Source organism: Chondromyces apiculatus DSM 436, assembly GCF_000601485.1.
In the GTDB taxonomy this organism is placed as follows: Bacteria; Myxococcota_A; Polyangia; order Polyangiales; family Polyangiaceae; genus Chondromyces; species Chondromyces apiculatus.
In genome coordinates this window covers 1-25,731 of sequence record NZ_ASRX01000002.1, presented here as the reverse complement: position 1 = coordinate 25,731, position 25,731 = coordinate 1, and the positions used below count along the sequence as shown (strand labels likewise).

The 25,731-nt window shown below is 70.7% G+C and carries 17 protein-coding genes, 1 other RNA gene and 1 pseudogene; 9 read left to right on the top strand and 10 right to left on the bottom strand.

Annotated features, from left to right (window positions below; genetic code table 11):
* Positions 1-29: 29 nt before the first annotated feature.
* On the bottom strand, positions 30-410 hold the full coding sequence (locus CAP_RS00475) for a hypothetical protein (protein WP_044234795.1): 381 nt from the start codon (positions 408-410) through the stop codon (positions 30-32).
* A 103-nt stretch (positions 411-513) separates the two neighbouring features.
* Here CAP_RS00475 and CAP_RS00470 point away from each other — a divergent pair, with 103 nt between their 5' ends.
* Together CAP_RS00470 and CAP_RS00465 are read left to right on the top strand one after the other, a co-directional pair.
* Positions 514-1,392 (top strand): purine-nucleoside phosphorylase, encoded by an 879-nt coding sequence (locus tag CAP_RS00470; RefSeq protein WP_044234792.1) that lies wholly within the window; start codon positions 514-516, stop codon positions 1,390-1,392.
* Positions 1,389-1,823, top strand: a complete 435-nt coding sequence (locus tag CAP_RS00465) for a cytidine deaminase (RefSeq protein WP_231511010.1) — start codon at positions 1,389-1,391, stop codon at positions 1,821-1,823. The genes CAP_RS00470 and CAP_RS00465 overlap by 4 nt, the downstream gene beginning before the upstream one ends.
* A 68-nt stretch (positions 1,824-1,891) precedes the next feature.
* On the opposite strand, the gene CAP_RS00460 is transcribed toward CAP_RS00465, so the two are convergent.
* The 3 genes from CAP_RS00460 to CAP_RS00450 all read right to left on the bottom strand — a co-directional run bounded on the left by CAP_RS00460 (position 1,892) and on the right by CAP_RS00450 (position 7,781).
* Positions 1,892-4,867, bottom strand: coding sequence for a response regulator (locus CAP_RS00460; RefSeq protein WP_156040358.1), 2,976 nt, complete (start codon positions 4,865-4,867; stop codon positions 1,892-1,894).
* A gap of 213 nt (positions 4,868-5,080) precedes the next feature.
* Positions 5,081-6,211, bottom strand: a complete 1,131-nt coding sequence (locus CAP_RS00455; protein WP_044234785.1) for a 6-phosphofructokinase — start codon at positions 6,209-6,211, stop codon at positions 5,081-5,083.
* A 58-nt stretch (positions 6,212-6,269) separates the two neighbouring features.
* Positions 6,270-7,781 carry a Do family serine endopeptidase gene (locus tag CAP_RS00450; protein ID WP_063748616.1) on the bottom strand — a complete coding sequence of 504 codons (1,512 nt, stop codon included), beginning with the start codon at positions 7,779-7,781 and terminating at the stop codon, positions 6,270-6,272.
* Positions 7,782-7,894: 113 nt separating this feature from the next.
* Here CAP_RS00450 and proC point away from each other — a divergent pair, with 113 nt between their 5' ends.
* Positions 7,895-8,752, top strand: coding sequence for a pyrroline-5-carboxylate reductase (proC, locus tag CAP_RS00445; RefSeq protein ID WP_044235176.1), 858 nt, complete (start codon positions 7,895-7,897; stop codon positions 8,750-8,752).
* Positions 8,753-8,811: 59 nt separating this feature from the next.
* On the opposite strand, the gene rnpB is transcribed toward proC, so the two are convergent.
* The 3 genes from rnpB to erpA form a co-directional block, all read right to left on the bottom strand.
* An RNA gene (gene rnpB, locus CAP_RS43505) (RNase P RNA component class A) lies at positions 8,812-9,221 on the bottom strand.
* 91 nt (positions 9,222-9,312) lie between these two features.
* On the bottom strand, positions 9,313-10,167 hold the full coding sequence (locus tag CAP_RS00440; protein ID WP_044234782.1) for a sigma-70 family RNA polymerase sigma factor: 855 nt from the start codon (positions 10,165-10,167) through the stop codon (positions 9,313-9,315).
* Between the two features lie 775 nt (positions 10,168-10,942).
* Complete coding sequence (erpA, locus tag CAP_RS00435; protein ID WP_044234779.1) at positions 10,943-11,266, bottom strand: iron-sulfur cluster insertion protein ErpA; 324 nt, start codon at positions 11,264-11,266, stop codon at positions 10,943-10,945.
* 160 nt (positions 11,267-11,426) lie between these two features.
* Between erpA and metH the strand changes: the two genes are divergently transcribed.
* From metH to CAP_RS43365, 3 genes are read left to right on the top strand one after another with little or no spacing between them, the layout of a single operon-like run.
* A complete protein-coding gene (metH, locus tag CAP_RS00430) occupies positions 11,427-15,182 on the top strand; it encodes a methionine synthase (protein WP_044234774.1) in 3,756 nt (1,251 codons plus the stop codon).
* 52 nt (positions 15,183-15,234) lie between these two features.
* On the top strand, positions 15,235-16,734 hold the full coding sequence (locus CAP_RS51795) for a lamin tail domain-containing protein (protein ID WP_052373882.1): 1,500 nt from the start codon (positions 15,235-15,237) through the stop codon (positions 16,732-16,734).
* A 56-nt stretch (positions 16,735-16,790) separates the two neighbouring features.
* Positions 16,791-17,441, top strand: a complete 651-nt coding sequence (locus CAP_RS43365) for a hypothetical protein (RefSeq protein WP_052373881.1) — start codon at positions 16,791-16,793, stop codon at positions 17,439-17,441.
* 79 nt (positions 17,442-17,520) lie between these two features.
* Here the strand turns inward: CAP_RS43365 and CAP_RS49620 are convergent, their stop codons facing one another.
* The gene (locus CAP_RS49620; RefSeq protein WP_231511008.1) at positions 17,521-19,203 is read right to left on the bottom strand and encodes a hypothetical protein; all 1,683 of its coding nucleotides are present in this window, start codon (positions 19,201-19,203) and stop codon (positions 17,521-17,523) included.
* A gap of 340 nt (positions 19,204-19,543) precedes the next feature.
* Between CAP_RS49620 and CAP_RS53210 the strand changes: the two genes are divergently transcribed.
* On the top strand, positions 19,544-19,753 hold the full coding sequence (locus CAP_RS53210) for a hypothetical protein (RefSeq protein WP_044234770.1): 210 nt from the start codon (positions 19,544-19,546) through the stop codon (positions 19,751-19,753).
* Positions 19,754-19,788: 35 nt separating this feature from the next.
* Here the strand turns inward: CAP_RS53210 and CAP_RS55605 are convergent.
* Positions 19,789-19,854, bottom strand: a pseudogene (locus CAP_RS55605) (zinc-ribbon domain-containing protein); the annotation flags it as partial.
* Between the two features lie 219 nt (positions 19,855-20,073).
* The gene (locus CAP_RS00405; protein WP_156040356.1) at positions 20,074-21,156 is read right to left on the bottom strand and encodes a DNRLRE domain-containing protein; all 1,083 of its coding nucleotides are present in this window, start codon (positions 21,154-21,156) and stop codon (positions 20,074-20,076) included.
* A gap of 475 nt (positions 21,157-21,631) precedes the next feature.
* Between CAP_RS00405 and CAP_RS00400 the strand changes: the two genes are divergently transcribed.
* Both CAP_RS00400 and CAP_RS00395 read left to right on the top strand, forming a co-directional pair.
* Positions 21,632-22,411 carry an enoyl-CoA hydratase/isomerase family protein gene (locus tag CAP_RS00400; RefSeq protein WP_044234766.1) on the top strand — a complete coding sequence of 260 codons (780 nt, stop codon included), beginning with the start codon at positions 21,632-21,634 and terminating at the stop codon, positions 22,409-22,411.
* Positions 22,412-23,510: 1,099 nt separating this feature from the next.
* Positions 23,511-25,731 (top strand): ATP-binding protein (locus tag CAP_RS00395; RefSeq protein ID WP_044234762.1); only part of this gene is annotated, 2,221 nt, incomplete at its 3' end.

Here is a 25,731-nt window from a genome sequence, read left to right as displayed (position 1 = left end):
CGAGCCCCCCTCCCGTCATCCCCTGTCTCTCAGGAAGCTTCCTCGGAGGAAGCCTTCTCCGCGCCACCCTTCTTCGGGAGGTCGAAGAGCGCGTGGAGCGTCACCGGCTCCTGCTTCTTCTGCTCGAGCAGCTTGTTCACCGCCCTGAGCAGGCGGGTCTTCGCCGGCCCGCTGAGCGGCTTGCCACCGATGGCAGCATCCAGCGACCGCTGGGTGACCGGGCGTCCGCTGCGCGGCTTCTTCGCGGCCAGCCCTTCCTTCTTCTTGTCCTCGCTCTTGCGGGCCTTCCGCTGCGCGAGCTTGATCGCGCGATCTTCGGGCCTGGACCGCTCGATCTCGGCCGAGGCGGCCAGGATCCTGCGGGGGTCGAGCTTCTTCTCCTTCAGGAAATCTTCGATCTTCGTCGCCATTCTCTTCACCCAGCCAGCCCCAAACGCGGGGGGGGCGCACCCTAACACGAGCAAGGGCGCTGCGCACTAGTACCTACCGGCAAGGGTGGGCTAGCTTCACGCAATGTCTGGACTTACCGCGCTGGAAGAGGCTGCCCGGGCCGTCCGTGAGAGGCTCTCCACGTCCGCGGGCGCCACGTCGCCCCTGGTGAGCCCCCGGGTGGGGGTGGTCCTGGGCTCGGGGCTCGGGGCCTGGGGAGACACGCTCGATGGGCTGGTGAAGGTTCCCTACGAAGCCATCCCCGGCATGCCCCAACCCGCGGTGCACGGTCACCCGGGGAACCTGTGCGTGGGGCAGGTGGGAGGGGTGTCGGTGGCGTGCCTGCAGGGGCGGGTGCACCTGTACGAGGGGCACGCGGTGGAGAAGGCGGTGTTCGGGGTGCGCCTCCTCGCGCGGCTGGGGTGTCGCGCGGTGCTCCTGACCAACGCGGCAGGCGGGATCAACGCCTCGTTCTCGCCCGGGGATCTGATGCTGATCACGGATCACCTGAACCTGGCGGGCGTGAACCCGCTGGTGGGGCCGAACGATGCGGCCCTCGGGACGCGCTTCCCCGACATGACGTACGCCCACGATCCGCGGCTGCTCGAGCTGGCGCGCGCCGCCGCCGCGGCGGCGGGCGTGAAGCTGCAGCAGGGGGTGTATGCCGCGATGCTGGGGCCGAGCTACGAGACGCCGGCGGAGATCCGGATGCTTCAGGTGCTGGGCGCGGACGCGGTGGGGATGAGCACGGTGCCGGAGATCATCGCGCTGCGGCACATGGGCGTCCCGGCAGCGGCGGTGTCATGCATCACCAACCTGGCGGCCGGGTTGACGGCTGCAGAGCTGAACCACGCGGAGGTCGAGGAGACGGCGCGGCGATCCCGGGCGCAGTTCGTGGAGCTGCTGTCGACGTGGGTGCGCCGGGTGGGCGCCGCCGCAGAGGGATGGAGCGTGGGCTCGTGAGCACCGGGGAGAGACAGAGCCCCGGGTGGGAGGAGCTTGCGGCAGCGGCACTGGAGGTGCGGCGCCGGGCGTACGCGCCGTACTCGGGCTACCAGGTCGGCGCGGCGCTGCGGGTGCGGTCGGGGCGGGTGTTCACCGGGTGCAACGTGGAGAACGCGACCTACGGGCTCACCGTGTGCGCCGAGCGGTCGGCGGTGCTGCAGATGATCGCGGCGGGAGAGAAGGATCCGGTGGCCGTGGTGGTGGCGACGCGCGGACCGGTCGCCGCGGCGCCCTGCGGGATGTGCCGACAGACGCTCGCCGAGTTCGCGGTCGACCTGCACATCCGGCTGATCGCAGCGCCCGTGGAGGGTGAGGAGACGCCGACGCCGCGGGACACGTCGCTCGCGGAGCTGCTCCCGCAGGCGTTCCGCGGCGACGCGCTCGCATAACGGAGACGCGCTCGCGTAACGAGACGGCGCACACGAGTAACGGCGGCGCTGCCTCGCGGCAGCCACCGTCACTCGATGGGACGCGCCTCGGCTTCCTGGATCTGTTCGAGGGCCGCGGCGAGGGCCATCCGCGCGCGCTCCAGTGAGGCGCGGTCGTTCCCCCACTTGGCGTGCGCTCGCTCCAGGCGTGCCCGCTCCGCAGCGAGCGCGCTGACTTGCTGCTCGCTCTGCGCCTGCAGCGCGGTCCGCTCCTCGGTGCGCGCCGCGAGCTGCTGGGTGAGGTCCTGCGCGCGCTCCTCGGCGCGGCCGAGCTGCCCGCGGGTGTGCTCGAGCTGCAAGGTGCGCTCGTCGAGGGCGCCCTGTGCGCGATCGCGCTCCTCGGTGCGCACCCGAAGCTCCTCGCTGCGCGCCGTCAGGGCGTCGTTCGTGGCGCGCAGGGAGCCGTCCAGCTCCGCCGCGTGGCTCTGCTGCGCCGCGATCTGCTCCCGCGCCTGCGACAGCCCGGCCTCGAGATCGCGGACGGAGCTTTCGAGCTGGGTACGCGCCGCAGCCCACGCCGCCTCGCGCTGCCCGACATCCGCCTCGTGCGAGGCGCGCAGGTCCGCGAGTTCCTGGGTGCGCTGGGCCTCTGCCTGGCGCAGCCGCTCCGCAGCCTGGCCCTCCACCTCGGCGAGGCGTGCGGCGTGGGCTTCTTCGAGCGACCGGATCGCGCGCTCGCGCTCCTCGGTGAGTTCTGCCTCGCGCGCGGCCAGGGCGGCTGCGTGCGCGTTGCGCTCGGCCTGGAGGGTGCGGCCGTGCTCCGCTCGGAGCGCGTCGAGCGCCGCCGACTGCTCGGCGCGCAGCTCGTCGAGATCTCCCTCGTGGTCGGAGCGGAGGGTCGACACCGCCTCGGCGTGCTCGCCGCGCAGCCGGGAGAGCGCCGCCTCGTGCTCATCTTGAAGCCGCGCTGTCGCCGCCGCGTGCTCCTGGCGCAGTCCATCGAGCGCGCCGGCGTGCTCGCCGCGCAGCCGCTCGATCTCTCCCGCGTGCTCGCCGCGAAGACCATCCAGCGCCGCCGTGTGCTCGCCGCGCAGGGCCTCCAGCGCTGCCGTGTGCTCGTTCCGGGCGGTCTCCAGCGCCGCCGTGTGCTCGCCGCGCAGGGCCTCCAGCGCTGCCGTGTGCTCCCCGCGGAGCAGCTCGACCTCTCCCACATGATCGCGGCGTACACCTTCGATGAGGGCAACGTGCTCCTTGCGGAGCCGCTCGATCTCTCCCGCGTGCTCGCCGCGAAGACCATCCAGCGCTGCCGCGTGCTCGTCGCGGGTGCGCGTCAGCTCCGCGGCATGGTCGCCTCGGAGCGCCTCGATCGCTGCGGTGTGGGCGGCAGCATCCTGGGCGATGCGGCCCGCGTGCTCCGCGGTGAGGCGCTCGACCTCCGCCTGGTGAGCGCGGGTCGCCTCCCCGAGCGCGCTGGCTGCCACCTGCCGCTCGGTCTGCAGCGCCGCCTCCATCTCGCGGCGCCCGGCCTCCTCGGCGGCGGCGAGGGCTTGCGACTGCTCGTCACGCGCGTCGCGGAGGGCCTGGGTGTGCGCCTGGTCGGCGTCGATCGCGGCCTGCCGCGCCGCAGAGAGCTCGCCATCGCGCGCGGTGAGCTGCGTCTGGATCTTCTCGGCGCGCGCCTTGAAATCATCGGCCCGCTTTGCCGCCAGATCCTTGTCGGCGCGCAGGGCGCCCACCTGTGCGCTCAGCTCTTCGCTGCTGCGCTCCAGCTCCAGGATGCGGTCGACCTGATCGGCCTTCTCCCGCTCCAGCGCGAGCGACTGATCGCGCAGCTCGATCAGCTCCTTGTCCTTGCGCGACATCTGGTCACGCAGGCCGAGGATCTCCTTGTCCTTCTTGTTCAGCGCCTCGCGCAGGTCGAGGAACTCACGGCTCGACGCCGCGCCAGGCTTGGCAGCGCCCGCGGCGAGCCGCGCCTTGAGTTCATCGATCTCGCGCCGGAGCCGGGGGGCTTCCCCGCTCGACTCGTTCACGCGCGACAGCTCGCCCTCCATCCGGAGCGCGCTCGCCTGCGCCGCTGCGACCTCCTTGGTCAGCCGCACGACGTCCGACTTCGAGCGCTCCAGCTCTCCGCGGAGCCGCTCGATCTCCTGGGTGTCGGCGCGCGCGTCAGCGCTCGATCGCGACGAGCCCCCGGGCTCCGAGCCCGGCGCGGAGGGCGCCGCGGCGGGAGCTGCCTGCGCCGCACCGCTGCTCTGGGGAGGCGCCGAGGTGCGCTCGTCGTCGTCCGTCATGATGCGGTTGAAGGCGCCGCCGATGAACTCGTCGAGCTCATCGCCTTGCATCGAGCGGAGGGGCGGCCGCGCCTCGGCGCCCGACTGCGGGGAGGTGATGCTCCGTGGCCCTCCGCCCGACACGGGAGGGGGTGGAGGCGCCGACGGCTGGGTGATCACCGGCGGGGGCGGCGCGGCGGGAGGCGGCACGGCGGGAGCGGGCGCGACGGGAGGCGGCGCGGTAGGAGGCGGCGGGGCAGCGGGGGCACCGTGCCGGATCATCCCCGTGGCGACGCCCTTCTCGTCGAACTGCAACGTGGTGATGACGGTGGGCTCGCCGGTGTCGTCATCGTCGTCGTCGTCGGCCTCCAGGACCTCGGCCTCGTCGATCATGATCGAGTCGGCGTCGTCGGCGGAGGTGCCGAGGGGCACCAGCGCGCGGATGTGCTCCAGCAGCTCGCCGAAGGCGATGGGCTTGCGCACGTAGTCGTCGGCGCGCGTCCTCAGCTTGCGGTGCTGCTCGAAGGTCTCCTCGCTGGACTCGCTCGACATGATGAGGAGCGGGACGTCCTTGAGCTGACCGTCTTTCTTCAGCTTGTTACAGACCGAGAAGCCGTTCATCCGCGGCAGCTCGATCGAGAGGAGGATGAGATCCGGACGCTCCGCGGTTGCGACCTGCAGGCCGACGTTGCCGTCGTCGACGATCTGCACGGTACAGCCGAGGCGTCCGAGCTCCGTACGGAGCTCTCCAGCGAAGGCGGGATCGCTCTCAAAAACGAGGACCTTGGTCATGTTTGGCGGGGCGCGCGGCGTGGGCTCGCGGCGAGGCAGGATCAAGATATCGGCCCGGTTCCGCGAGTGTCAAACGGGACCGCCCGAGATCGCTTCGTGAGCGCAACCGCGGCCCGAGAACCCCGGAAAGAGCGGGTGGATCACCCGGTGCGTCGCGCGCTGCGTCGGCCGCTGGCGGGTGACGCGCCGGGAGCGCACGATGTCACCGCGTCTTCAAGGCGCAAAATGCCCCGGTGGCTCATCCCCGAAGCAGATGCCCATGTCGCGGGCGGTGATCACGGTGTCCGAATCGAGCGGTACCGTCTTGATCCCGGCGGTCACCTCGTCGAGCGGGATCAGCTCGATCCGGCCGTTCCGGAGCGCCACCATCCCGCTGCCCTGCCCCTGTTCGAGGAAGCGCACGGCGGCCGCGCCGAACCTCAGGGCCAGCAGCCGATCGCTCGTGGACGGGCCGCCCCCGCGCTGGAGGTGCCCCAGCACCATCGAGCGCGCCTCCTTGCCGGTGCGCAAGGAAAGCTCCACGGCGACCCGCTCCGCCACGCCGCCGAGCACCGCGACGCCGCGGAAGGCGTCGCCCACCTCCTTGATGGTGACGTCGCCCCCCGCGGGGCACGCGCCCTCGGCCACGACCACGATGGAGAAGCTGCGCCCCTGCGCCTCCCGCTGCAGGATCTTCTCCGCGACGGCCTCGTACCGGTACGGGATCTCCGGGAGCAGGATGGCGTCCGCCGTCGCCGACAGGCCCGCGTGCAGCGCGATCCAGCCGGCGTTTCGACCCATGACCTCGACCACCATCACCCGCTCGTGCGCCTCGGCGGTGGAGTGCAGCCTGTCGATCGACTCCGTGGCGATGCCCACGGCGGTGTCGAAGCCGAAGGTCATGTCGGTGCCCAGCACGTCGTTGTCGATGGTCTTCGGCACCCCGATGACGCGCGGCAGGCCCCGCTTCACCAGCGCGTTCGCGATGCGCATCGACCCGTCTCCACCCGCGGCGATGAGCGCCTCCAGGCCCTCCTCCTGGAAGCGCCGCACGAGATCCTCGGAGCGATCGACGGGCACCGCCACCTGCTCTCCCGGCGCCTTGGTCGGGAACTTGAAGGGATCACCCCGGTTCGCCGTGCCGAGGATGGTCCCGCCGAGGTAGGTGATCCCGCGGACGCGCTCCTGATCGAGCCGGACCAGGCCTCCCTCCGCTGGGTCCAGCAGGCCACGGTAGCCGTGGCGAACGCCCCACATCTCCCAGCCGCGCCCCACGGCCGCCAGGGTGGCGGCGCGGATGACGGCGTTGAGCCCCGGAGCGTCACCGCCTCCCGTGTTGATCGCGATCTTCCTCGGTAGCGCCATGAGGCGCCGAGCATCGCGAGAGGAACGCGCTGGCGCAAGGGTCAAGGCATGCGGACGACTACTTCGCGGGGATGGGCACCGCCGCGAAGCGGCTCAGGGTACCGCGCCGGACCTTGAGCAGCGCGGTCGACCCGGGCTTCACCCTGGTCAGGGCCGCGTTGAGGCTCGCGGCGTCCTTGATGCGCGCACCGTTGATCTCGGTGATCACGTCCCCCGGCGATAGCTCGTCGGCCTGCTCCCCCGTGATCGAGGTGACGCGGGCTCCACCTCCCGGCGCATCGGTGACCGCCACGCCGAGCTGAGACGCGCGCTGCTGGGGCTCGGCCTGGACATCGCGCTTGCGCGGCGCCTCGCTGCCGTCGTCCTCGTCCGCGAGGAGGTCGAGCTTGGCCTTGAGCTGCCGCACGTCCTTGCCCCGCTGCACGCTGACGTTGATCTCGGTGCCGGGCCTGTTGCGGGCCACGTTGCGCGGGACCTCGTCCGAGTGGCCGATGGTCACGCCGTTGACCCCCACGATCACGTCCCCTGCCTTGATCCCCGCCCGGTCCGCGGCTCCGCCCGGCTCTACCTGGGCCACCAGCGCGCCCCGCGGCTGGTCGAGACCCAGCGCCGCGGACAGATCGCCCGTCATCGGCTGGATCACCACGCCGAGCTTGCCGCGCTCCACGTGCCCCTTCTCCCGGAGCTGCGGGAGGATGTCCTTGAGGGCGTCGATGGGCACTGCGAAGCCGATGCTGTTCGCGCCCGCGCGGATGGCGGTGTTGATCCCGATCACCTCCCCGCGCCAGTTGAAGAGCGGACCACCGCTGTTGCCCGGGTTGATGGCGGCGTCCGTCTGGATGAAGTCGTCGTACGGGCCGGCGCCGATGCTGCGCGCCTTGGCGCTCACGATCCCGAGCGTGACGGTGTGCCCGAGCCCGAACGGGTTGCCCACCGCCAGCACGTGCTCACCCACGCGAAGCTGGTCGCTCGAACCGAGCGGCGCCGCCGGCAAGTCGCTCGCGCCCTTGAGCCGCAGGAGCGCGAGATCGAGCTTGGGATCGCGCCCGACCACCTCGGCGATCAGCTCTCGCTCGTCCGCGAGGCGCACCCGCACCTCGTCCGCGTCGTGGACCACGTGCTCGTTGGTGATCACGTAACCGCTCGCGTCGATGATGAACCCCGTCCCGAGCGCGGTCTGCTTCGGCGCCACCCGACCGCGCGGCCCGCCCTGCCCATTCGGACCACTCGGACCGTTCGGCCCGAAGAAGAACTCGAAGGGGTTCGTCGGCGCCTGCACGTCCTTCGCCTGGGTGGTGGTGATGTTCACGACCATCGGCTTGACCCGCTCCGAGAGGGCAGCGACGTCGAAGGTCGCGGGCACGGGTGCGGGCGGCAGGGTGGTGGTCACCACCGGAGGCGGCGCCTGCTCCGCCCCGGAGGCAGCGGCCACCTGCACCTCGGGGGTGGCAGACTGCTGGACGACGCGGTTGGCGTGAGCCTGCCGGCCACATCCGGCAGCGCCCAGAGACGCCACAGACAGCAGCGCGAGCGCTGCGAACCGGGTACGCGCGGAAACCAGACCGTTCATGGACTCTCCTGCTTCGGGTCCTGTGTCCTCGAACCTGCAGGCCCTGGGGTCCATTCCCACCCCGCGCGCGGAACACTCCCCACCCCGAAGCCCCCTGATCTAGGGTGCTCCGCATGACGGAACGTGAAGAGGCCCGGCTGCAGGGCCGCAAGATCGGCTTTCTCGGCGGCGGGAACATGGCAGAGGCCCTCATCCGCGGGCTGCTCCACTCGGACTCGGTGAAGCCCGAGCAGATCGAGGTGAGCGACCTCAAGGCCGAGCGCCTCGCCGAGCTGCATACCCGCTACGGGATCGCCACCACCACCGACAACGAGGCGCTGAGCCGCTGGGCCGACGTGCTGGTCATCGCGGTGAAGCCGCAGATCGTCGACCGGATCCTCGCCCCCCTCGCCGCCGGGCTCGCGCCGTCGGACGTGGTCATCTCCGTCGCCGCAGGCGTCCCCATCGAGGCACTGGAGGCCCGCCTGCCCGCCGGGACGAGGCTGATCCGATCGATGCCCAACACTGCCGCGATCGTGCTGGCCGGCGCGACGGCCATCTCCGCAGGCACCCACGCGACCACCGAGGACGTCGAGGTCGCCCGGGCCATGTTCCAGGCCGTGGGCCGGGTGGTCGTGCTCGACGAGTCGCTGCTCGACGCGGTGACCGGCCTGTCCGGCAGCGGCCCCGCCTACATCATGCTGATGATCGAGGCGCTCGCCGATGGTGGCGTGAAGGTGGGCCTCGGCCGCGACGCGGCGCTGCTCCTCGCCGCGCAGACCGTCTACGGCGCCGCCAAGCTGCAGCTCGAGACCGGCGAGCATCCCGGCCGCTTGAAAGACCAGGTGACGAGCCCGGGCGGCACGGCCATCGCGGGCCTCCACACCCTGGAATCCGGCGGCCTACGGCGCACCCTCATCGACGCTGTGGAGGCCGCCGCCAACCGCTCTGCAGAGCTCGGGCTCCAGATGTCCGCCAAGCTCCGCCGATGACACGCTCGGGCCGATCGACGCGGTGACAAAAGCACAGAGCCCCGCAAGCGGGGCTCCATGGTCGCAGGGTACGTAAGCCGAGTTCTGTTGCCTGGAGGAGTCTCCCCCGCCAGGCCGGCGATCATTCCTCTAGGACGCGCGTCACCACGCGCCTCCAGCAGCCAACCCGGAAGCATCGGGGCGGGCCACCCCTGCTCCTCGGCCGAAACCGGGAGCACTTCCCTACACGGCCTTGCTCCAGGTGGGGTTTACCGTGCCATCCCTGTTACCAGGGACGCGGTGGGCTCTTACCCCACCGTTTCACCCTTACCTCGTGGCGGGTTTCCCCGCGGCGCGGCGGTCTCTTCTCTGTGGCACTCTCCTCGAGATCACTCCCACCGGGCGTTACCCGGCACCCTGCCCTGCGGAGCTCGGACTTTCCTCCCGCGTCCGGGTTTCCCCGTCCGCCGGCGACCACCTGTCCCGCTGCGACGGGGCGACTATAGACGAAGCCTTTCGGCTCACGCCAGCGCGCCGAACTGCACCGCGACTTCGCCGCGACGGCACCACGACTGCACCGCTCACGCGGCGAGCGGCTGGAGCCGATCGCGCAGCTTCTTCTTGGCCCGCGCTTCGAGCTGCCTCGCGCGCTCGCGGGACACGCCCAGCCTGCGCCCGATCTCTGCGAGGCTCAGCTCCTCCTCGGGATCCGCCATCATCCGCGTCTCCACGATGTAGCGCTCGCGCGGGTCGAGGTTCTCCACCGCCTGGGTGAGCTTCTCCCGCATCAGCGCGTCTTCCTCGGCGCGCGAGAAGCGCTCTTCCTGGTCCTGCTCGTCGGCGGGCAGCGTGTCCACCAGGGATCGCGCCCCGTCCTCGAAGACCTTGGTGTCGAGCGAAACGTCGCGCGACTCCAGCCGACGGGCCATCTCCAGGACCTTCTCGGCGGGCGCCCCGAAGCGCTCCGCGAGCATCTTGTCGCCCTCCTCGCCCTCGCCGACGAGCCCCGCGATCCGCGCGCGCTCACGCCGCAAGCGGAAGAACATCTTCGAGCGCAGCGGCCCCGATCCGACCCCCACCAGGCTCCACGAGTGGATGACGTGGTTGAGGATATAGGCCCGGATCCAGTACGCCGCGTAGGTCACGAAGCGGTTCCCGCGCTCCGGATCGTACTTGCGGATCGCGTGGACGATACCGAAGTTCCCCTCGGCGATGAGGTCCGAGATGGGAATCCCGTAGCGACGGTAACTGATCGCTATCGAAACGACGTGTCTCAGGTTGGCGAGTGCCAGCCGCGCAGCAGACTCCTTGTCGCCATGCTCGCGCCAGCGCCGGGCCAGATCGCCCTCCTCTTCCCGCGACAGCTCCGGGATGTGCCGGACCTGAGCGATGTACTTCGAAACGGCGTTGTGTTCTCGATCTCGCGAGGTCTGCACGGGGTCGTCCCTTCGGGGCCCAAGGCCCCTGTCCGCTCTCCCCTCGCGACGAACACGTCCGTCACTGACGAGAGAGCCAGCCATCGCTCGGGGGGTCGCTCCCCGAACGGAGCCAGGCCAGAAGGCTCGGCTCCTTCACCAGAGATTCCGGGTGGATACGCGACCTGTTCGGACGTCAATGCACCCAGCATGCCGCCCCGGGCGGGCAGCTTGTGCACCACGATCGCTGCGGGTTATGCATGCCATGCGAACCACTCGCGCACGCGCCGAATTCCGTTCTCCGCGTGATCCATCCCCCGTCCAGAGCTGCCGAAGAACCGGGTGCTTCCCTGGGGATATGGCCCTGGCCCCGTGAATGGGCGAAGGCCGTCGACCTGCGTCGGAGGCGCTCTGGTGAGCCGCCCCCTGAACCGTCCGCACCTTGACAGGCCGGGGCTCGACCACGACGTAGTCAGGAGAGGTTTCCGGAGCCCCCTGAGGGGGAGGGGTGTGCAGTGAAGGAGCGGGGCGCACGGACTGACTGAGGCCTTGTGGTCTCATGTCTGTGCACATCACCCCGATGTGGGTGGACGTCGGATCCAGGCCCGAGGTGCCCGGTCCGGTTCGGGGCGATCTCAGAAAAAACTGGAGGGGAGACCCTCAGGATGCCCGGAGCGAGGCGCCCTGCCCAGGGGACACGGCGTCGCCAGTCGGCGCGGGCGGTTCGCGGGGAGTGGGGCCCCGACGGGATTTACTCCCGGCGGGGCGAGGAGACGCGAGTCCCCTCGTGGAGACTTCACACGGAGAAGGAGGACCCGCAGCCGCAGGTGCTCTTCACGCCCGGGTTGTTGAACTTGAACCCGGAGCCATGGAGGCCCTCGACGTAGTCGATCTCGGTGTTCTCCAGGTACTGGTAGCTCAGCGGATCGACGTAGAGCTTGATGCCCCGATCTTCGAACTGCTCATCGAGATCGGTCGGTTTGTCCTCGAAGTAGAGGTCGTAGGAGAAACCGGCGCAGCCGCCGCCCACCACCCGGAGGCGCAGGCCCTGCCCGAGCAGTTCCTCCGCCACAGCGATCTCCTTCACCTTCTCCGCCGCTTTGTCCGTGATCGTTACCATCGTCTGTCTCTCCGTCCTCGGCGCGTCGGGCCGGCCAGGGGATGTCCCCAGGATACGCATCCCCAACGTTCTTCGCCAGCCCTGGCCCGTCGTGGGGTAGAACCTGAGGTTCTCCGCGCCTGGGTCAAGCGGCCGGCGCGGCGCTGCCGGAGGAACCGCCATGAATAATACAGGGCGCACTGCGATCCTGAACCAGCTCCTCGCCGACCGTGTCCTCATCCTGGACGGGGCGATGGGCACCATGCTCCAGCGCTACAAGCTCGACGAGGCGGACTACCGGGGAGAGCGCTTCCGCAGCCATGCCCACGACCTCCGCGGGAACAGCGACCTCCTCTCGCTCACCCGCCCCGAGGTGGTGCGCGCCATCCACGACGAGTACCTCGGCGCCGGCGCCGACATCATCGAGACCAACACCTTCACCGCCACCGCCGTCGCCCAGGCCGACTACCGCCTGGAGAGCCTCGCGCGCGAGCTGAACGTCCGCTCCGCGGAGATCGCCCGCGCTGCCGCCGAGGCGTGGTCGTCGCGCACCCCCGACAAGCCCCGCTTCGTGGCCGGCTCCATCGGGCCCATGAACCGCAGCCTCTCCATCTCGCCCGACGTGAACAACCCGGCGCTGCGCTCGGTCACCTTCGACGAGGTGCGCGAGGCCTACGCGGACCAGGTGCGGGGGCTCATGGAAGGGGGCGTCGACATCGTCCTCGTCGAGACCATCTTCGACACCCTGAACTCCAAGGCGGCCCTCGTGGCGGTCGAGGAGGTGTTCGCCGAGCAGGGCCGCCGCTTGCCGGTGATCATCAGCGTCACCATCACCGACCAGAGTGGCCGCACCCTCTCCGGCCAGACCATCGAGGCCTTCTGGGCGAGCGTCGAGCACGCGCGCCCCTTCGCGGTGGGCCTCAACTGCGCCCTCGGCGCCGCCCAGATCCGCCCCTACCTCGTCGATCTCGCCAAGGCCGCCCCCGTCCCCCTGAGCTGCTACCCGAACGCCGGCCTCCCCAACGCCTTCGGCGAGTACGACGAGGAGCCCTCCACCACCGCCGCGCTGCTCCGGGAGTTCGGCGAGGCGGGCTTGCTCAACGTCGTCGGCGGCTGCTGCGGCACCACCCCCGATCACATCCGCGCCATCGTGAACGCCGTGGCCGACGTCGCCCCGCGCCCCGTGCCGAAGCCCACCGGCCAGATCCGCGACACCCGCTACAGCGGCCTGGAGCTGCTCACGCTCACGCCCGAGAGCAACTTCAGCATGATCGGCGAGCGCACCAACGTCACCGGCTCTGCCAGGTTCATGGAGCTCATCAAGAAGGAGGACTACACCGCGGCGCTCGCGGTCGCCCTCGATCAGGTCCGCGGCGGCGCCAACATCCTCGACGTCAACATGGACGAGGGGATGCTCGACTCCGAGAAGGCGATGACCACCTTCCTGAACCTCATCGCCACCGAGCCGGAGATCGCGCGCATCCCGGTGATGATCGACAGTTCCAAGTGGACGGTCCTCGAAGCGGGCCTGAAGTGCGTGCAGGGCAAGGGCATCGTCAACTCCATCAGCCTCAAGGAGGGCCCCGAGGACTTCCTCCGCAAGGCCCGGGTGGTCCGCCGCTACGGCGCCGGCGTGGTGGTGATGGCCTTCGACGAGACGGGCCAGGCCGAGACCGTGGAGCGCAAGGTCTCCATCTGCCAGCGCGCCTACAAGCTCCTCACCGAGGAGGCCGACTTCCCCCCCGAGGACATCATCTTCGATCCCAACGTGCTCGCGATCGCCACCGGCATCGAGGAGCACAACGAGTTCGCCAAGAACTTCATCGAGGCGACGCGGCTCATCAAGCAGACCTGCCCGGGCGTGCGCATCTCCGGCGGCATCTCCAACCTCTCGTTCTCGTTCCGCGGCAACAACGTGGTCCGCGAGGCGATGCACTCCGCCTTCCTCTTCCACGCCATCCGCGCCGGCCTCGACATGGGCATCGTCAACGCCGGCCAGCTCGCCGTCTACGAGGACGTCCCCAAGGACCTCCTCGAGCGCGTCGAGGACGTGATCTTCAACCGCCGCCCCGACGCCACCGAGCGGCTCGTGGAGTTCGCCGAGCAGGTCAAGGGCAAGGGCAAGAAGAGGGAGATCGACCTCACCTGGCGCGAGGGCACCGTCGAGGAGCGGCTCAGCCACGCCCTCGTCCAGGGCATGGTCGACTTCATCGAGATCGACACCGAGGAGGCGCGCCTCAAGTACGGCCGCCCCATCCTGGTCATCGAGGGCCCCCTCATGGACGGGATGAAGGTCGTCGGCGAGCTGTTCGGCGCCGGCAAGATGTTCCTCCCCCAGGTCGTGAAGAGCGCCCGCGCCATGAAGCGCGCCGTCGCCCACCTCATGCCCTTCATGGAAGCCGAGAAGCAGGCCGGCGCCGCCTCCACCCAGGGCAAGGTGCTCCTCGCCACGGTGAAGGGCGACGTGCACGACATCGGCAAGAACATCGTGGGCGTGGTCCTCGGCTGCAACAACTACGAGGTCCTCGACCTCGGCGTCATGGTCCCCGGCGACAAGATCCTGCAGACCGCCCTCGATCAGAAGGTCGACATCATCGGCCTCTCCGGACTGATCACCCCCTCGCTCGACGAGATGGTCAGCGTCGCGCAGGAGATGACCCGCCGCGGCATCACCCTGCCCCTCCTCATCGGCGGCGCCACCACCAGCCGCCAGCACACCGCCGTGAAGATCGCCCCCGCGTACAACGGGATCACCGTGCACGTGCTCGACGCCTCCCGCGCCGTCGGCGTGGTCTCCGCCCTGCGCGACCCCGACAAGCGCGTGACCTACGACGCCTCGAACCGCGAGGAGCAGGGCCGCCTGCGCGACCTGTTCGCCCAGAAGCGGGTGCGCCCGGTCATCTCCCTCGCCCAGGCCGAGGCCAGCAAGACCAGCATCACCTGGCGCGCCGAGGACGTCCCCACGCCCTCCTTCACCGGCCGCCGGGAGATCGAGGTCCCCATCGCGGAGCTCGTCCCCTACATCGACTGGACCTTCTTCTTCACCGCCTGGGAGCTGCGCGGCGTCTTCCCCGCCATCCTCCAGCACCCCGAGTACGGCCCGCCGGCCCGCGACCTCTACACCAACGCCCAGGCCATGCTCCGGCAGATCATCGACGGCAAGCAGCTCACCGCCCGCGGCGTGTACGGCTTCTGGCCCGCGAGCGGCGACGGCCGCGACATCGTCCTCTACGAGGACGAAGCGCGCACCCGCGAGCTCTTCCGCTTCAACATGCTCCGCCAGCAGCAGCAGAAGGTGGGCGCCGAGACCGGCAAGCCCTTCGCGTGCCTGAGCGACTTCGTCGCCCCCCGCGAGACCGGCCTGCGCGACCACGTCGGCGCCTTCGCCGTCACCGCCGGCCTCGGCCTCGACGCCCTGGTGAAGCGCTACGAGGCCGAGCACGACGACTTCCAGGCCATCATCGCCAAGGCCCTCGCCGACCGCCTCGCCGAGGCCTTCGCCGAGATGCTCCACCAGCGCGCCCGCAACGAGTGGGGCTACGGCGCCGACGAGCGCCTCACGAACGACGAGCTGATCGAGGAGAAGTACCGCGGCATCCGCCCGGCCTTCGGCTACCCGGCGTGCCCCGACCACACCGAGAAGCGCAAGCTCTTCGGCCTGCTCGACGCGAACGCCGTGGGCATCACCCTGACCGAGAACTACGCCATGCTCCCGGCCGCCAGCGTCAGCGGCATCTACCTCGCGCACCCCCAGGCCCGCTACTTCAACGTGGGCCGCCTCGCCGAGGACCAGATCACCGAGTACGCCGCCCGCAAGGGCATGAGCGTGGCCGAGGTGGAGCGCTGGCTGAACCCGAACCTCGGCTACGAGCCCAAAGCAACCCCGGCCACACCACCGGCAGTCGCCCCTGCGCAGCTCGTCTCCGACGTGGCCTGATCCGCTGCACGGGCCGTATCACCACCCCCCCGACGTCCCGTAAGCTGCCTCTGTGCAGCCCAAGCTGAACCTCGCCTTCGCCCTCTCCCTCGCCCTCCCTGCCGCCCTCCTCGCCACCTCGGCGGTCTCCTGCTCGGTGTACGACGACGGCCTCGTCGGCCCCGGCGGCGGCACCTCGCAGGGAGGAGCCCCCGGAAACACCGGCGGCGCGGGTGGCACAGGCGGCTCCGGAGGCTCGGGCGGCGAAGGCGCGACCAGCGGCACGGGCGGCTCCGGCGGCGCGGGCGGTGTCGGTGCTGCGGGTGGCGCAGGTGGCGCGGGCGGCTCGGGTGGAGCCCCGCAGTGCACCGTTCCGACCGAGTGTCCCGGCGCCGACACCGAGTGCGCCACGCGGACCTGCGTCGGCGGCACCTGCGGCGTCGATGCCACGCCCCAGGGCACCGCCCTCCAGCAGCAGACCGCGGGCGACTGCCTCACCGCGCAGTGTGATGGCCAGGGCAGCGTCATGCAGGTCCCGAGCGACGCCGACCTGCCCGACGACACCAACGAGTGCACCGCCGACGCCTGCGCTCAGGGCGCGCCCACCCACACCCCGCTCACCGACGCCCCCTGCACCCAGGGCGGCAGCTACTGCAACGCCCTCGGCGCCTGCGTCGCCTGCACCCTGGGCAGCCATTGCCCGAGCGGCGTGTGCAGCGCCCAGTTCACCTGCTCTGCCCCCGCCTGCAACGACACCGTGCTCAACGGCATGGAGACCGACGTCGACTGCGGCGGCCCCACCTGCGACGACTGCGCCACCGGCCAGCTCTGCACGGACAACGGCGACTGCATCGGCGGCCTCTGCGCGACCACCTGTCAGCCGACCTGCAGCGACACCCTGAAGAACAACGCCGAGACCGACGTCGACTGCGGCGGCCCCACCTGCGCCCCCTGCGCCATCGGTCAGCTCTGCACCGCGGCCACGGACTGCGCTTCCAGTGCCTGCGGCGCCGACGGCCTCTGCCAGCCCCGCGTCCTGATCAGCGAGGCCCGGGCCCGTGGCCTCGGCGGCGCCAACGACGACTTCGTCGAGCTCTACAACCCCATGAGCGTCCCCGTGGTGCTCGACAACACCTGGAAGCTCGAAGCCCGCGGCTCCACCGCCGGCAGCTACACCACCCGCTGGACCGGCAGCGGCGTCACGCTCCCGCCGCACGGCCACTACCTCATCGGCGGCTCGACCTACACCCAGATGCCCACCCGGGACGCCCCCCTGAGCAGCGGCCTCGCCGACGCGAGCAGCGTCCGCGTCCTGCACGCGACCCAGGTGCTCGACGCCCTCTGCTTCTACACCACCCCGAGCACCCTCACCGACTTCCAGACCGGCGCGAACTTCTCCTGTGAGGGCACCCCGTTCCACAACACCGCCGGCACCAACAACCTCGACCGCAGCATGGAACGCCTGCCCGGCGGCGCGGCCGGCAACAGCACCGACACCGGCAACAACGCCACCGATTTCGTGCAGAGCGAACCTTCCAACCCCCAGAACCTCGCCAGCCCGCCGACGCCGTGAGCCCCCCGCTCCCGGCCATGGTACTTTCCGACCGAACACTCGGCGGGGAGATCACCATGAAAGGAACGCTCACGCACACGACGGCCCGGCACCTGGCAGCCCTGCTCGTGGCCTGCACGGCCGGCTGCACCTACGAGGTCGCGGATTACCCCTCACAGGCCATCCTCTACGACCAGCCCGAGCCCGAGATCAGCGCCAACCACCGGAACTACGACGGCTTCGTGCTCGCCATCCCCGGTGGCGGCGCCTTCACCGCCCAGGTGAACGACGGCGGCATCCTGGGCCGCGACCAGGTGCTCGGCAACCAGGTCAACGTCGGCCGCTACACGGACGGCGACGACCGCGCCCTCCGCGGCGAGGCCTTCGGCCAGTGGCTCGACCTCAAGGTGGAGAAGGGCCGCGTCCACGGCATCCTCGACGGCATGATCCCGCTCGACGTCAGGGCCACCCGCGAGGACGGCGCCCTGCGCATCCGGGGCGTGGTCCGCGGCTACCAGGCCGACTTCCGCGTCGCCGACGATCGCCTCGTGGGCACCCTGGGCCGCTGCAGCTACGACCTGACCAGCCACGGCAGCCCCAGCTACGAAGGCCTCGCCTCGTGCCCCGGCGGGCGCCAGAAGGTCATGGTCAAGATCCCGGGAGAGCTGTCCCGCTGGAGCGACGCCGAGCAGGGCGCCGCTCTCGGTCTCCTGCTCGGCGGTAGCTGACGCAGCCTCCGAGCGCGGCAGCCGACCACGCCTTCAGCGCCCCGGCGCCGCACCCCTCAGCGCCCTGGCGCCGCACCCCTCAGCGCCCTGGCGCCGCACCCCTCAGCGCGAACTCCACCTGCACCTCGGGCACCGGCGCCCCGCCCTCGGGCTGGAACGGTGGCGCCCCGCGCCCGTAGGCCGTCACCGTCTCGCCGCGCTGCGCCTTCAGGTCCACCCCGAGCAGCAGGCGCGCCGAGCACCCGCTCGCCACCTGGCACGCCGCGCTCGTCGGCGCCGTCATCAGCAGGACCACCGCCTGCCCCTTCCGGTGCGTCTCCTGCACCTCTCCCGTGAGCACCACGGGCTTCCCCACCTGGGCCGACGCGTCTCCCAGCAGCTCCGCCCAGCCGACCGGCTGCTGCGCCAGGAACTCCTTCGCTGCCGTCTCCAGCCGCTCCACGCGGCGGACCGCGATCGGCACGATCCGCGGCGCCATCCCTTCGAGCTTCGCCCGCACCTGGAACTGGGTCGCTCCGATCGACGACACGTTCATCTCGCGGCTGAAGGTGCCGTCGTCGTTCACCGGGATGGCGTGGTTCCCCACCCGGAGCTGCGCCCCTTTCGCGGTGCGCCCCTGGAGCACGAAGCTCTCCTTGTCGATGACCACACTGGGACCAGGCGCGTCGATCCGGAGCTGCACGATCCCCACCGACACGCTCACCACCCCCTGCTCGCGCGGCCCATCGGGCGGCTTCACCGTGTAGGCGATCTGCCTGGCGAGGGTGCGCGGCTCGTCCGCGGCGCCCACGATCGACTTGTCGACGTCGATCGCCGCCACCGCGCGGCCGTTGCTCAGCGCGAGCGGCTTGCCATCGAGCGTCACCTCCGTGCCGGCGAGCGCCTCCACCGACACCTGCAGCACCGGCTTCTCTCCTTGCAGCGTCGCCAGATCCGGCGAGATGCGGTATGCGACGTCCACCGAGATCGCGATCGTCTCGTCCTGCCCTCCCTCGGGCCGATCGATGGCGATCTTCATGCGGTTCTTGCCGATGGGGATCGGCGCCCCCAGCGCGACCTGCGCGACACCGTTCATCACCTTGGCCTGCCCCCCGTTCACGGCGACGCTCGTCCCATCCGGGCAGCTCGGGCAGCGCACCTCCAGCACGTCCCGCCCGCTCTCGTCCACCCGCGGCTGCGCCGTGACCGGCGGCGGGTCGGGCCAGAAGACCACGAAGAGCACGGAGCCCAGCGCGATGACGCCTCCCGCGACCATCAACCACAGCGCCTGCCGCGAGGCCTTGGTCCGGGGCGGCTTCGGGAGCCCAGCGCGCCGCTTTCCCTCGAAGAAGCCCGGCGGGAGCCGCTTCATGGCGTCGCGCTTCGGCATCCTGAAGGCCTGCATGCGGCGCGGCAGGAGGGTCGCGCCCAGCTCGTGCCCCCCGTCGTCGACCGTCTCGTCGACCGTCTCGTCGACCGCGTCCCCCGTGGAGCCGAGCAGGGCATGGCTCTCGTCAGCGCGCGCCCCCCCTGGCGCCGTGGGCGCGATGCCCGGCCGCGCCACGCCCAGCAACGTGCCCGACGACGCATCCGGCGCCACGGCCACGGCCCCCGGGTGGGTCCACCCCGGAACTCCCTGCATCCCCGCTGGCGATGGCGCCCCCGCCACGGGTGCCGGGCGTGCACCCAGCTCTCCGGCCACCGGCACCGGACGCGCCGCCGCTTCCCCACCCGCAGGCACCGGACGCGCCGCCGCTTCCCCACCCACAGGCACCGGACGCACTACCGCTTCTCCACCCGCAGGCACCGGACGCGCTACCGCTTCTCCCACCGGCACCGGACGCGCCGGAGACTCCCCCACTACCGGCACCGGACGCGCTGCCGCCGTTCCGGTCACGGGCACGGGGCGCACTGCAGGTATCCCCCCGGACGGGGACGTCGCTGGCTTGGGAGCCGGCGACGCCGCCCCGGACCTGGGGAGAGGCGGAGGCGTGCCGGGCCTGGCAGGAGGCGAGGGTACCGGCGGAGCGGCTGGCTGACCCACCAGGGTCCCATCGACGGTCCTGGGAGGCTTGGGGGGTCGCGCCACCGCCGCGGGCGTACCAGCGACCATGGTCTCCACCATGGCGCGTTCCGCAGCAGGAGCGCGCGCTGGAGGGGCTTCCCGGGGGGCCTCACCCGCGACGGGCACGGGGGGCATCCCCATCATCGTCCGGTTCGCCGCACCCGCTCGCAGGGGCTTCGCGCCCCTCTCCGGGAGCCCTGGGGGGAGCATGTCCGATGCCGCGATCCCCATCATCGTGCGGGCCCTCGGTGTCGCCCCCGAGGGCTGACGCCGCGCCGGCGTGGTGGTGGTGGTGGTCAGAGCCGCACCGCACAGAGGACAAGCTGCGGCGCCCTCCGGGATCGGCTTGCCGCACTGCGGACAGTACATGGCGATGCATGCTAGCGAGGAACCGCCGCAAGGTCAGTGCCCGAGGCGTGTTCCCCGCTGGACGCGAGGAACCGCCGCGAACTCGGTGCCGGAGAGAGATCCCCTGCTGGACGCAAGGAACCGCCGCAAGGTCAGTGCCGGAGAGAGATCCCCCGCTGAATGCGAGGAACCGCCGCGAGGGCGACCCCCGAGGCACGTCCCTCGCGGGAGGGGCGGCGCTCAGTGGATCGCGTAGACCACGGTGCCGCTGCAGCTATTGCTGGAGTAGCAACCCGCCCGGATGGTGTAGCCGCTGACCGCGCCCGGAGGCACCGCGTAGGACAGGTACGTGGCGACGCCGCAGGCATCGTCATTGGAGGCCACCTGGTTGCCGTTCGAATCGTAGAGGCGAATGTACGTGTCCCCGCTCGCAGTTGCCCCGGGCAGGCTGCACGTCCCGATCTCGATCCACTGACCAGGAGCCACCGTCACCGGGTGATCGACGGTGTTGTAGGATGCGGAGCCGGTGTTGGACGCGGAGTAGGAGAACGAGCCTCCTCCGCTCGAGCCGCAGGCGCCGCAATGCGAGCCACCGCAATCGACGCCGGTCTCCTCGCCATTCTGGATCCCGTCGCTGCAGGTCGTGTAGCAGAGCGAGAGCGAGGGACGCTCCGCGGTCACCGGGTTCTCGCTGCTGCGGAACTCCGAGCGGGAGAGGTCGGTGGGCGCGTCGATCGCGACGCCATGGTTCGCGACCGCGCCGCTCACCCAGTCCTGCACGAGATCGCTCAGATCCACCGTGCGGTTGCCGCTCCCGCCGCTGCCCACGGCCACGAAGCTGGCCTCGGGCGTGGGGTCGACCGCGCCGCCGAAATTGCCCCAGTTCACCGTGGTCTCGCTCCAGGGAGCGGTCACGCGCAGCACGTCGACGGTCGCGCTCGACCCGTTCTTGAAGAGCTGGTGGACGGTGAAGTCCGCCGAGAGCACCGTGGCCCCCGAGGGAACCGCGCCGAGATCGAAATGAACGAGCGAGCGGCTGTACCCGCCCGTCACCGAGGTGCCGCTGCTGATGCGCTGATTGCTGTGGTCGCTCCAGGTCGGCGCCGATTGCCACAGCGTGGAGTCCGCCACCGTCCCCGAGGTCCCCCGCTGGATCGTGAGACACACCTGTCCATCCGTGGGGAGCGCCTGTTCGTCGCTGCCCACGGCCTCGATCTCGTCCTCCGACCACGCCTCGTCCGTGGGCGCGGTACACGCCACGGCCCCCATCACGATCATCGACGTCCACGCACAGGTCGCAACTCGGAGCATTCGGATCGACATGGTGCTGTCTCCTTCAAAGCAATAAACTTGGTGAGGCGCTCGTCCCCAGAAACGCCTCGATGAACGAAGGCGAATTCATAACCCACCGGAGGCCACGAAGTACAGCTCAATGGTGCGCCCTCCATTCTGGATCCACGTCGTCACCCGGAATCATGCAATGGCAAAACCCTCCACGATACCTCGCCGCGCCCCCTCCCGTCCAGCGCTGCCGGGCCGCAGAACGAGGCCCGAAGCCCGGAAGAGGACGCTGTCTGACACACCCCTCCGCGCTCCTGCTGTGCTGGCCCACCCGGACCACCCCGGACCCTTTTGCGCCAGGCAGTTGCCATTGCGTCGAGCCACTCTTGCGCAACCTGAGCAGCCACGGCGTCGTCCTCGGGCTCCTGCCTCACCGCCACCTTCGACTACGCGCTGTGCCATCGCCCGATGCAGCCTGGCGTGTAGACTCCCGAGCCAGAGGAGATTCCGGAGAAACATGCCCGAGGTTCGGCTGGAGCGAGACGGCGGCGTCACCACCCTGGTGCTCGATGACGCGCGGCGCAAGAACACGATGACCCCCGAGCTCGGCGACGCCCTCGCCGCGCGCGTGCTGGAGCTGAAGAAAGACCCCGACCTGCGCGCCGTGGTGCTCACGGGCGCCGGCGACGCCTTCTCGGCAGGAGGCGATCTCTCCATGCTGGAGCGGCTGCGCCAGGCGAGCTTCGCCGAAGCCCGCGCCTTCATGATGGGCTTCTACCAGCGCTACCTCTCCCTCACCGAGCTGCCCGTCCCGGTGATCGCCGCCGTCCGCGGCCCGGCCATCGGCGCCGGCCTCTGCGTCGCTCTCGCCGCCGACCTGCTCATCGTCGACGAGGACGCCAGGCTCGCGCTCAACTTCGTGCAGCTCGGCCTGCACCCCGGCATGGGCGCCACCTACCTCGCCTCCCGCAAGGTCGGCGCCCAGCGCGCCGCCGATCTCCTGCTCACCGGCCGCCGCTTCACCGGCCGCGACGCCGTGGCCTGGGGCATGGCCCTGGAGGCCACCCCCGCCGAGGCCGTCCTCCCCCGCGCCCAGGCCCTCGCTGCCCAGATCGCCGAGAACGCCCCCCTCGCCATCCGCGCCCTCAAGTCCGAGCTGGGCCTCGACCGCGCCGCCCTCCTCACCGCCCTCGACCGCGAAGCCTACGAGCAAGCCGTGAGCTACGGCAGCGCCGACCTCGGCGAGGGCCTCCGAGCCCTCACCGAGAAGCGGAAGCCAGTGTTTTCAGGTACCTGATACATACGGCCGGGGACATTGTCCGCTTCCCGAGGCGACGGGCGTCAGGCCCGAAGCGGCAAAGCGCTCTGGAAACTGCGGGTGGATCGCGGAGTGGGGTCCCGACGAGCTTTGCTCGGCGGGGGGCGGGGGCGCGAGCCCCTGCCGTGTGAATGAGGGCACGCTGGCCCGGAGAGCCCCCTGTCTCCGGAGCGCAGGCAGCAGCCCTCATCGTGAGCTGGACCGCTCCGCGGAACACCTCGGAGGTGTTCGCGGAACACCTCGGAGGTGTTCGCGGAACACCTCGGAGGTGTTCCCGGAACACCTCAGACCTGTTCCCGTGACAACTCACATGGTGTCACGCGAACACCTCGGACCTGTTCCCGGAACACCTCGGACCTGTTCCGCGAACACCTCGGACCTGTTCCCGGAACACCTCGGACCTGTTCCCGTGACAACTCATATGGTGTCACGCGAACACCTCGGACCTGTTCCCGGAACACCTCGGACCTGTCGCTCGCGCTCCCGAGCCCATGGCGGCCCTGCCTTCCCGGAGGCGCCTCGCCTTGGACGCGCACGTTCCTCGCTTGCGCGATGCAGCGTGCCAGACATGTAGACGAGCGGCGGAATCTGCGCGTCGTGGAGGTACGGTTGCACCAGGGGAACTCGGACGCGCTCATGACCATGAGCGCAGGCCCGACGAGGCCTCCGATTTTCAGAGAAGCGTCTTGGCTCATCGTCGCACTCCCGGCTCGTTCGCCTCGCGGGCTCGCGGTCGCATGCTCCGCCGCGCAGTGGCGCCAACGAACAACGGTTCACGCCGCCATTCGCGAACCACCGTGAGGGCGCGTCGTGTGGAAGCGACCCTCGGATCCATCGGGATCGATCGTTTGATCGATTCCGAGCCAGGAGTGCGCTCGGCGGAGTCGGACGACAGCGTGCGTGAGGGTGGGCGCATGCAGGACGACGTCAGCCCCGATGACGCCACACCGTGGTGGATCCAGCGTCGATTCACGATCGTGGCGATGCGGTCCACGTCGTCGCGAGCGCCTCCCGTTCCGCCCGCCGTCCCACTTGCACCAGTGCACCTCGCCTGAGAACATCGCGGCAGGGGTGGGAAATGCAGGTCGCAGAGTTCACGCTCATGGAGGAGATCCATGAGACCGCAGGGGCATTGCTTTGTCGTGGCTATCGCAATGAGGACCGCGCGCCGGTCACGGTCAAGCTTCTCAAAGAAGAGGCCCTGACCCCGCGCACGGTCGCCAAGCTGCGCCACGAATACGCCATCCTGCGCGACCTCGACGTCGCCGGGGTCGTCAAGAGCTACGGCCTCGTCGAGCAGGGTCGGAGCTGCGCCCTCGTCCTCGAAGATCTCGGCGGCGAGCCCCTCCACCTCGCGATGAGGCGCCAGCGCTTCGGGCTTTCGGCGGTGCTCCAGATCGCCGCCTCCCTGGCCGACACCCTGACCTCCCTCCACGCCCGCAAGATCATCCACAAGGACATCAAGCCGCACAACGTCCTGCTCCACCCGGACACGCTGGCCACGAAGCTCATCGACTTCGGCATCTCCACCCGCCTCTCCCGCGAGGCCCAGAGCGTCCGCAGCCCCGAGGCCCTGGAGGGGACCCTCGCGTACATGTCTCCCGAGCAGACCGGCCGCATGAACCGCCTGCTCGACCACCGCACCGACCTCTACTCGTTCGGCGTGCTGCTCTACGAGATGCTCACCGGCAGCCTGCCCTTTCCCACCACCGACCCGACGGAGCTGGTGCACAGCCACCTCGCCAGGCGCCCGCCGGCCCCGCACGAGATCGTCCCCGCCCTGCCGCGGGTCGTCTCCGACATCACCCTGCGGCTCCTCGCCAAGGCCGCCGAGGACCGCTACCAGAGCGCGCGCGGCCTCCAGGCCGACCTCACCGAGTGCCTCACCCGCCTCGCCGCCACCGGCAGGATCGACCCCTTCCCCCTCGCCCAGCACGACCGCACCGGCGAGCTTCACCTCCCCCAGAAGCTCTACGGGCGCGAGGACGCGCTCCGGACCCTGGAGGCCGCCTGGGAGCGCGCCGCCCGGGGCACCGCGGCCCTCGCGCTCGTCGAGGGCCCCTCCGGGGTGGGCAAGTCTGCGCTGGTCGCGGAGCTGAGCCAGGTGGTGCTCCGCGCCGGTGGCGCCTTCGTCACGGGCAAGTTCGATCAGCTCAGCGCGAGCACGCCCTACGCTCCCCTCGCGGCTGCGTTCCGTGAGCTTATCCGCCGCGTGCTCACCGAGCCTCCGGCGGCGCTCGCGCACTGGAGAGAGGCGCTGCGCGAAGCCCTCGGGGACGACGCCCAGATCCTCGTCGACCTCGTCCCCGAACTCGCCCTGGTGATCGGCCCCCAGAAGCCCCCGCAGGCCCTCGGACCGGCCGAGGCCCAGGTCCGCTTCCACCTGCTCTTCCAGGCCTTCCTGTGCCTCTTCACCACCCGCGGCTGCCCCCTGGCCCTCTTCCTCGACGACCTCCAGTGGGCCGATCCAGCCTCCCTCAAGCTCCTGGCGCTGCTCCTCGCGCAGCACGAGGGTCGCCACCTGCTCGTGCTCGGCGCCTACCGGAGCAACGAGGTCGACGCCTCCCACCCGCTGTGCGCGAGCCTCGACGAGCTGCGCAAGGCAGGGACGACCGTCACCGAGGTCGCCCTGGAGCCGCTTGGCCTGTCCCATGTCGGTCAGCTCGTCGGCGAGGCGCTGGGCTGCGACCCCGCGCGCGTGACCTCCCTCGTGGAGATCATCCGCGACAGGACGGACGGGAACCCCTTCTTCGTCCACCAGCTCCTCGAAGCCCTGCACGAGCAGGATCTCCTGACCTTCGATCCCCGCAGCAACGCCTGGACCTGGGACGCGAAGCGCCTCCACGAGGCGGTCGTCACCGAGAACGTCGTCGCGCTGATGACCCACAAGATCCAGCGCCTGCCGCTCGCGGCCCAGTGCGTCTTGAAGCTCGCGGCCTGCGTGGGCCACGAGTTCGACCTGAAGACGCTCTCCGTCGTCCACCAGCGCTCTCCGGCCGAGACCGCCGCAGACCTGTGGGAGGCGCTCCGCGAGGGGCTCATCTTGCCCGTGGACGGCGACTACCACCTCCTCGACGTGCCGCGGGACGAGCGGCGGGACGAGCGGCGGGACGAGCGGCGGGACGAGCGGCGGGACGACAGCGCGCCGGCCCTCGAGGCCTCGTACCGCTTCCTGCACGATCGCGTCCAGCAGGCCGCCTACCGGATGGTCGAGGACGGTCACAAGCAGGAGGTCCACCTCACCATCGGCCGCCTCTTGCGCGGCGAGAGCGGCGGCTCCTCGCGCGACGAGGCGCTGT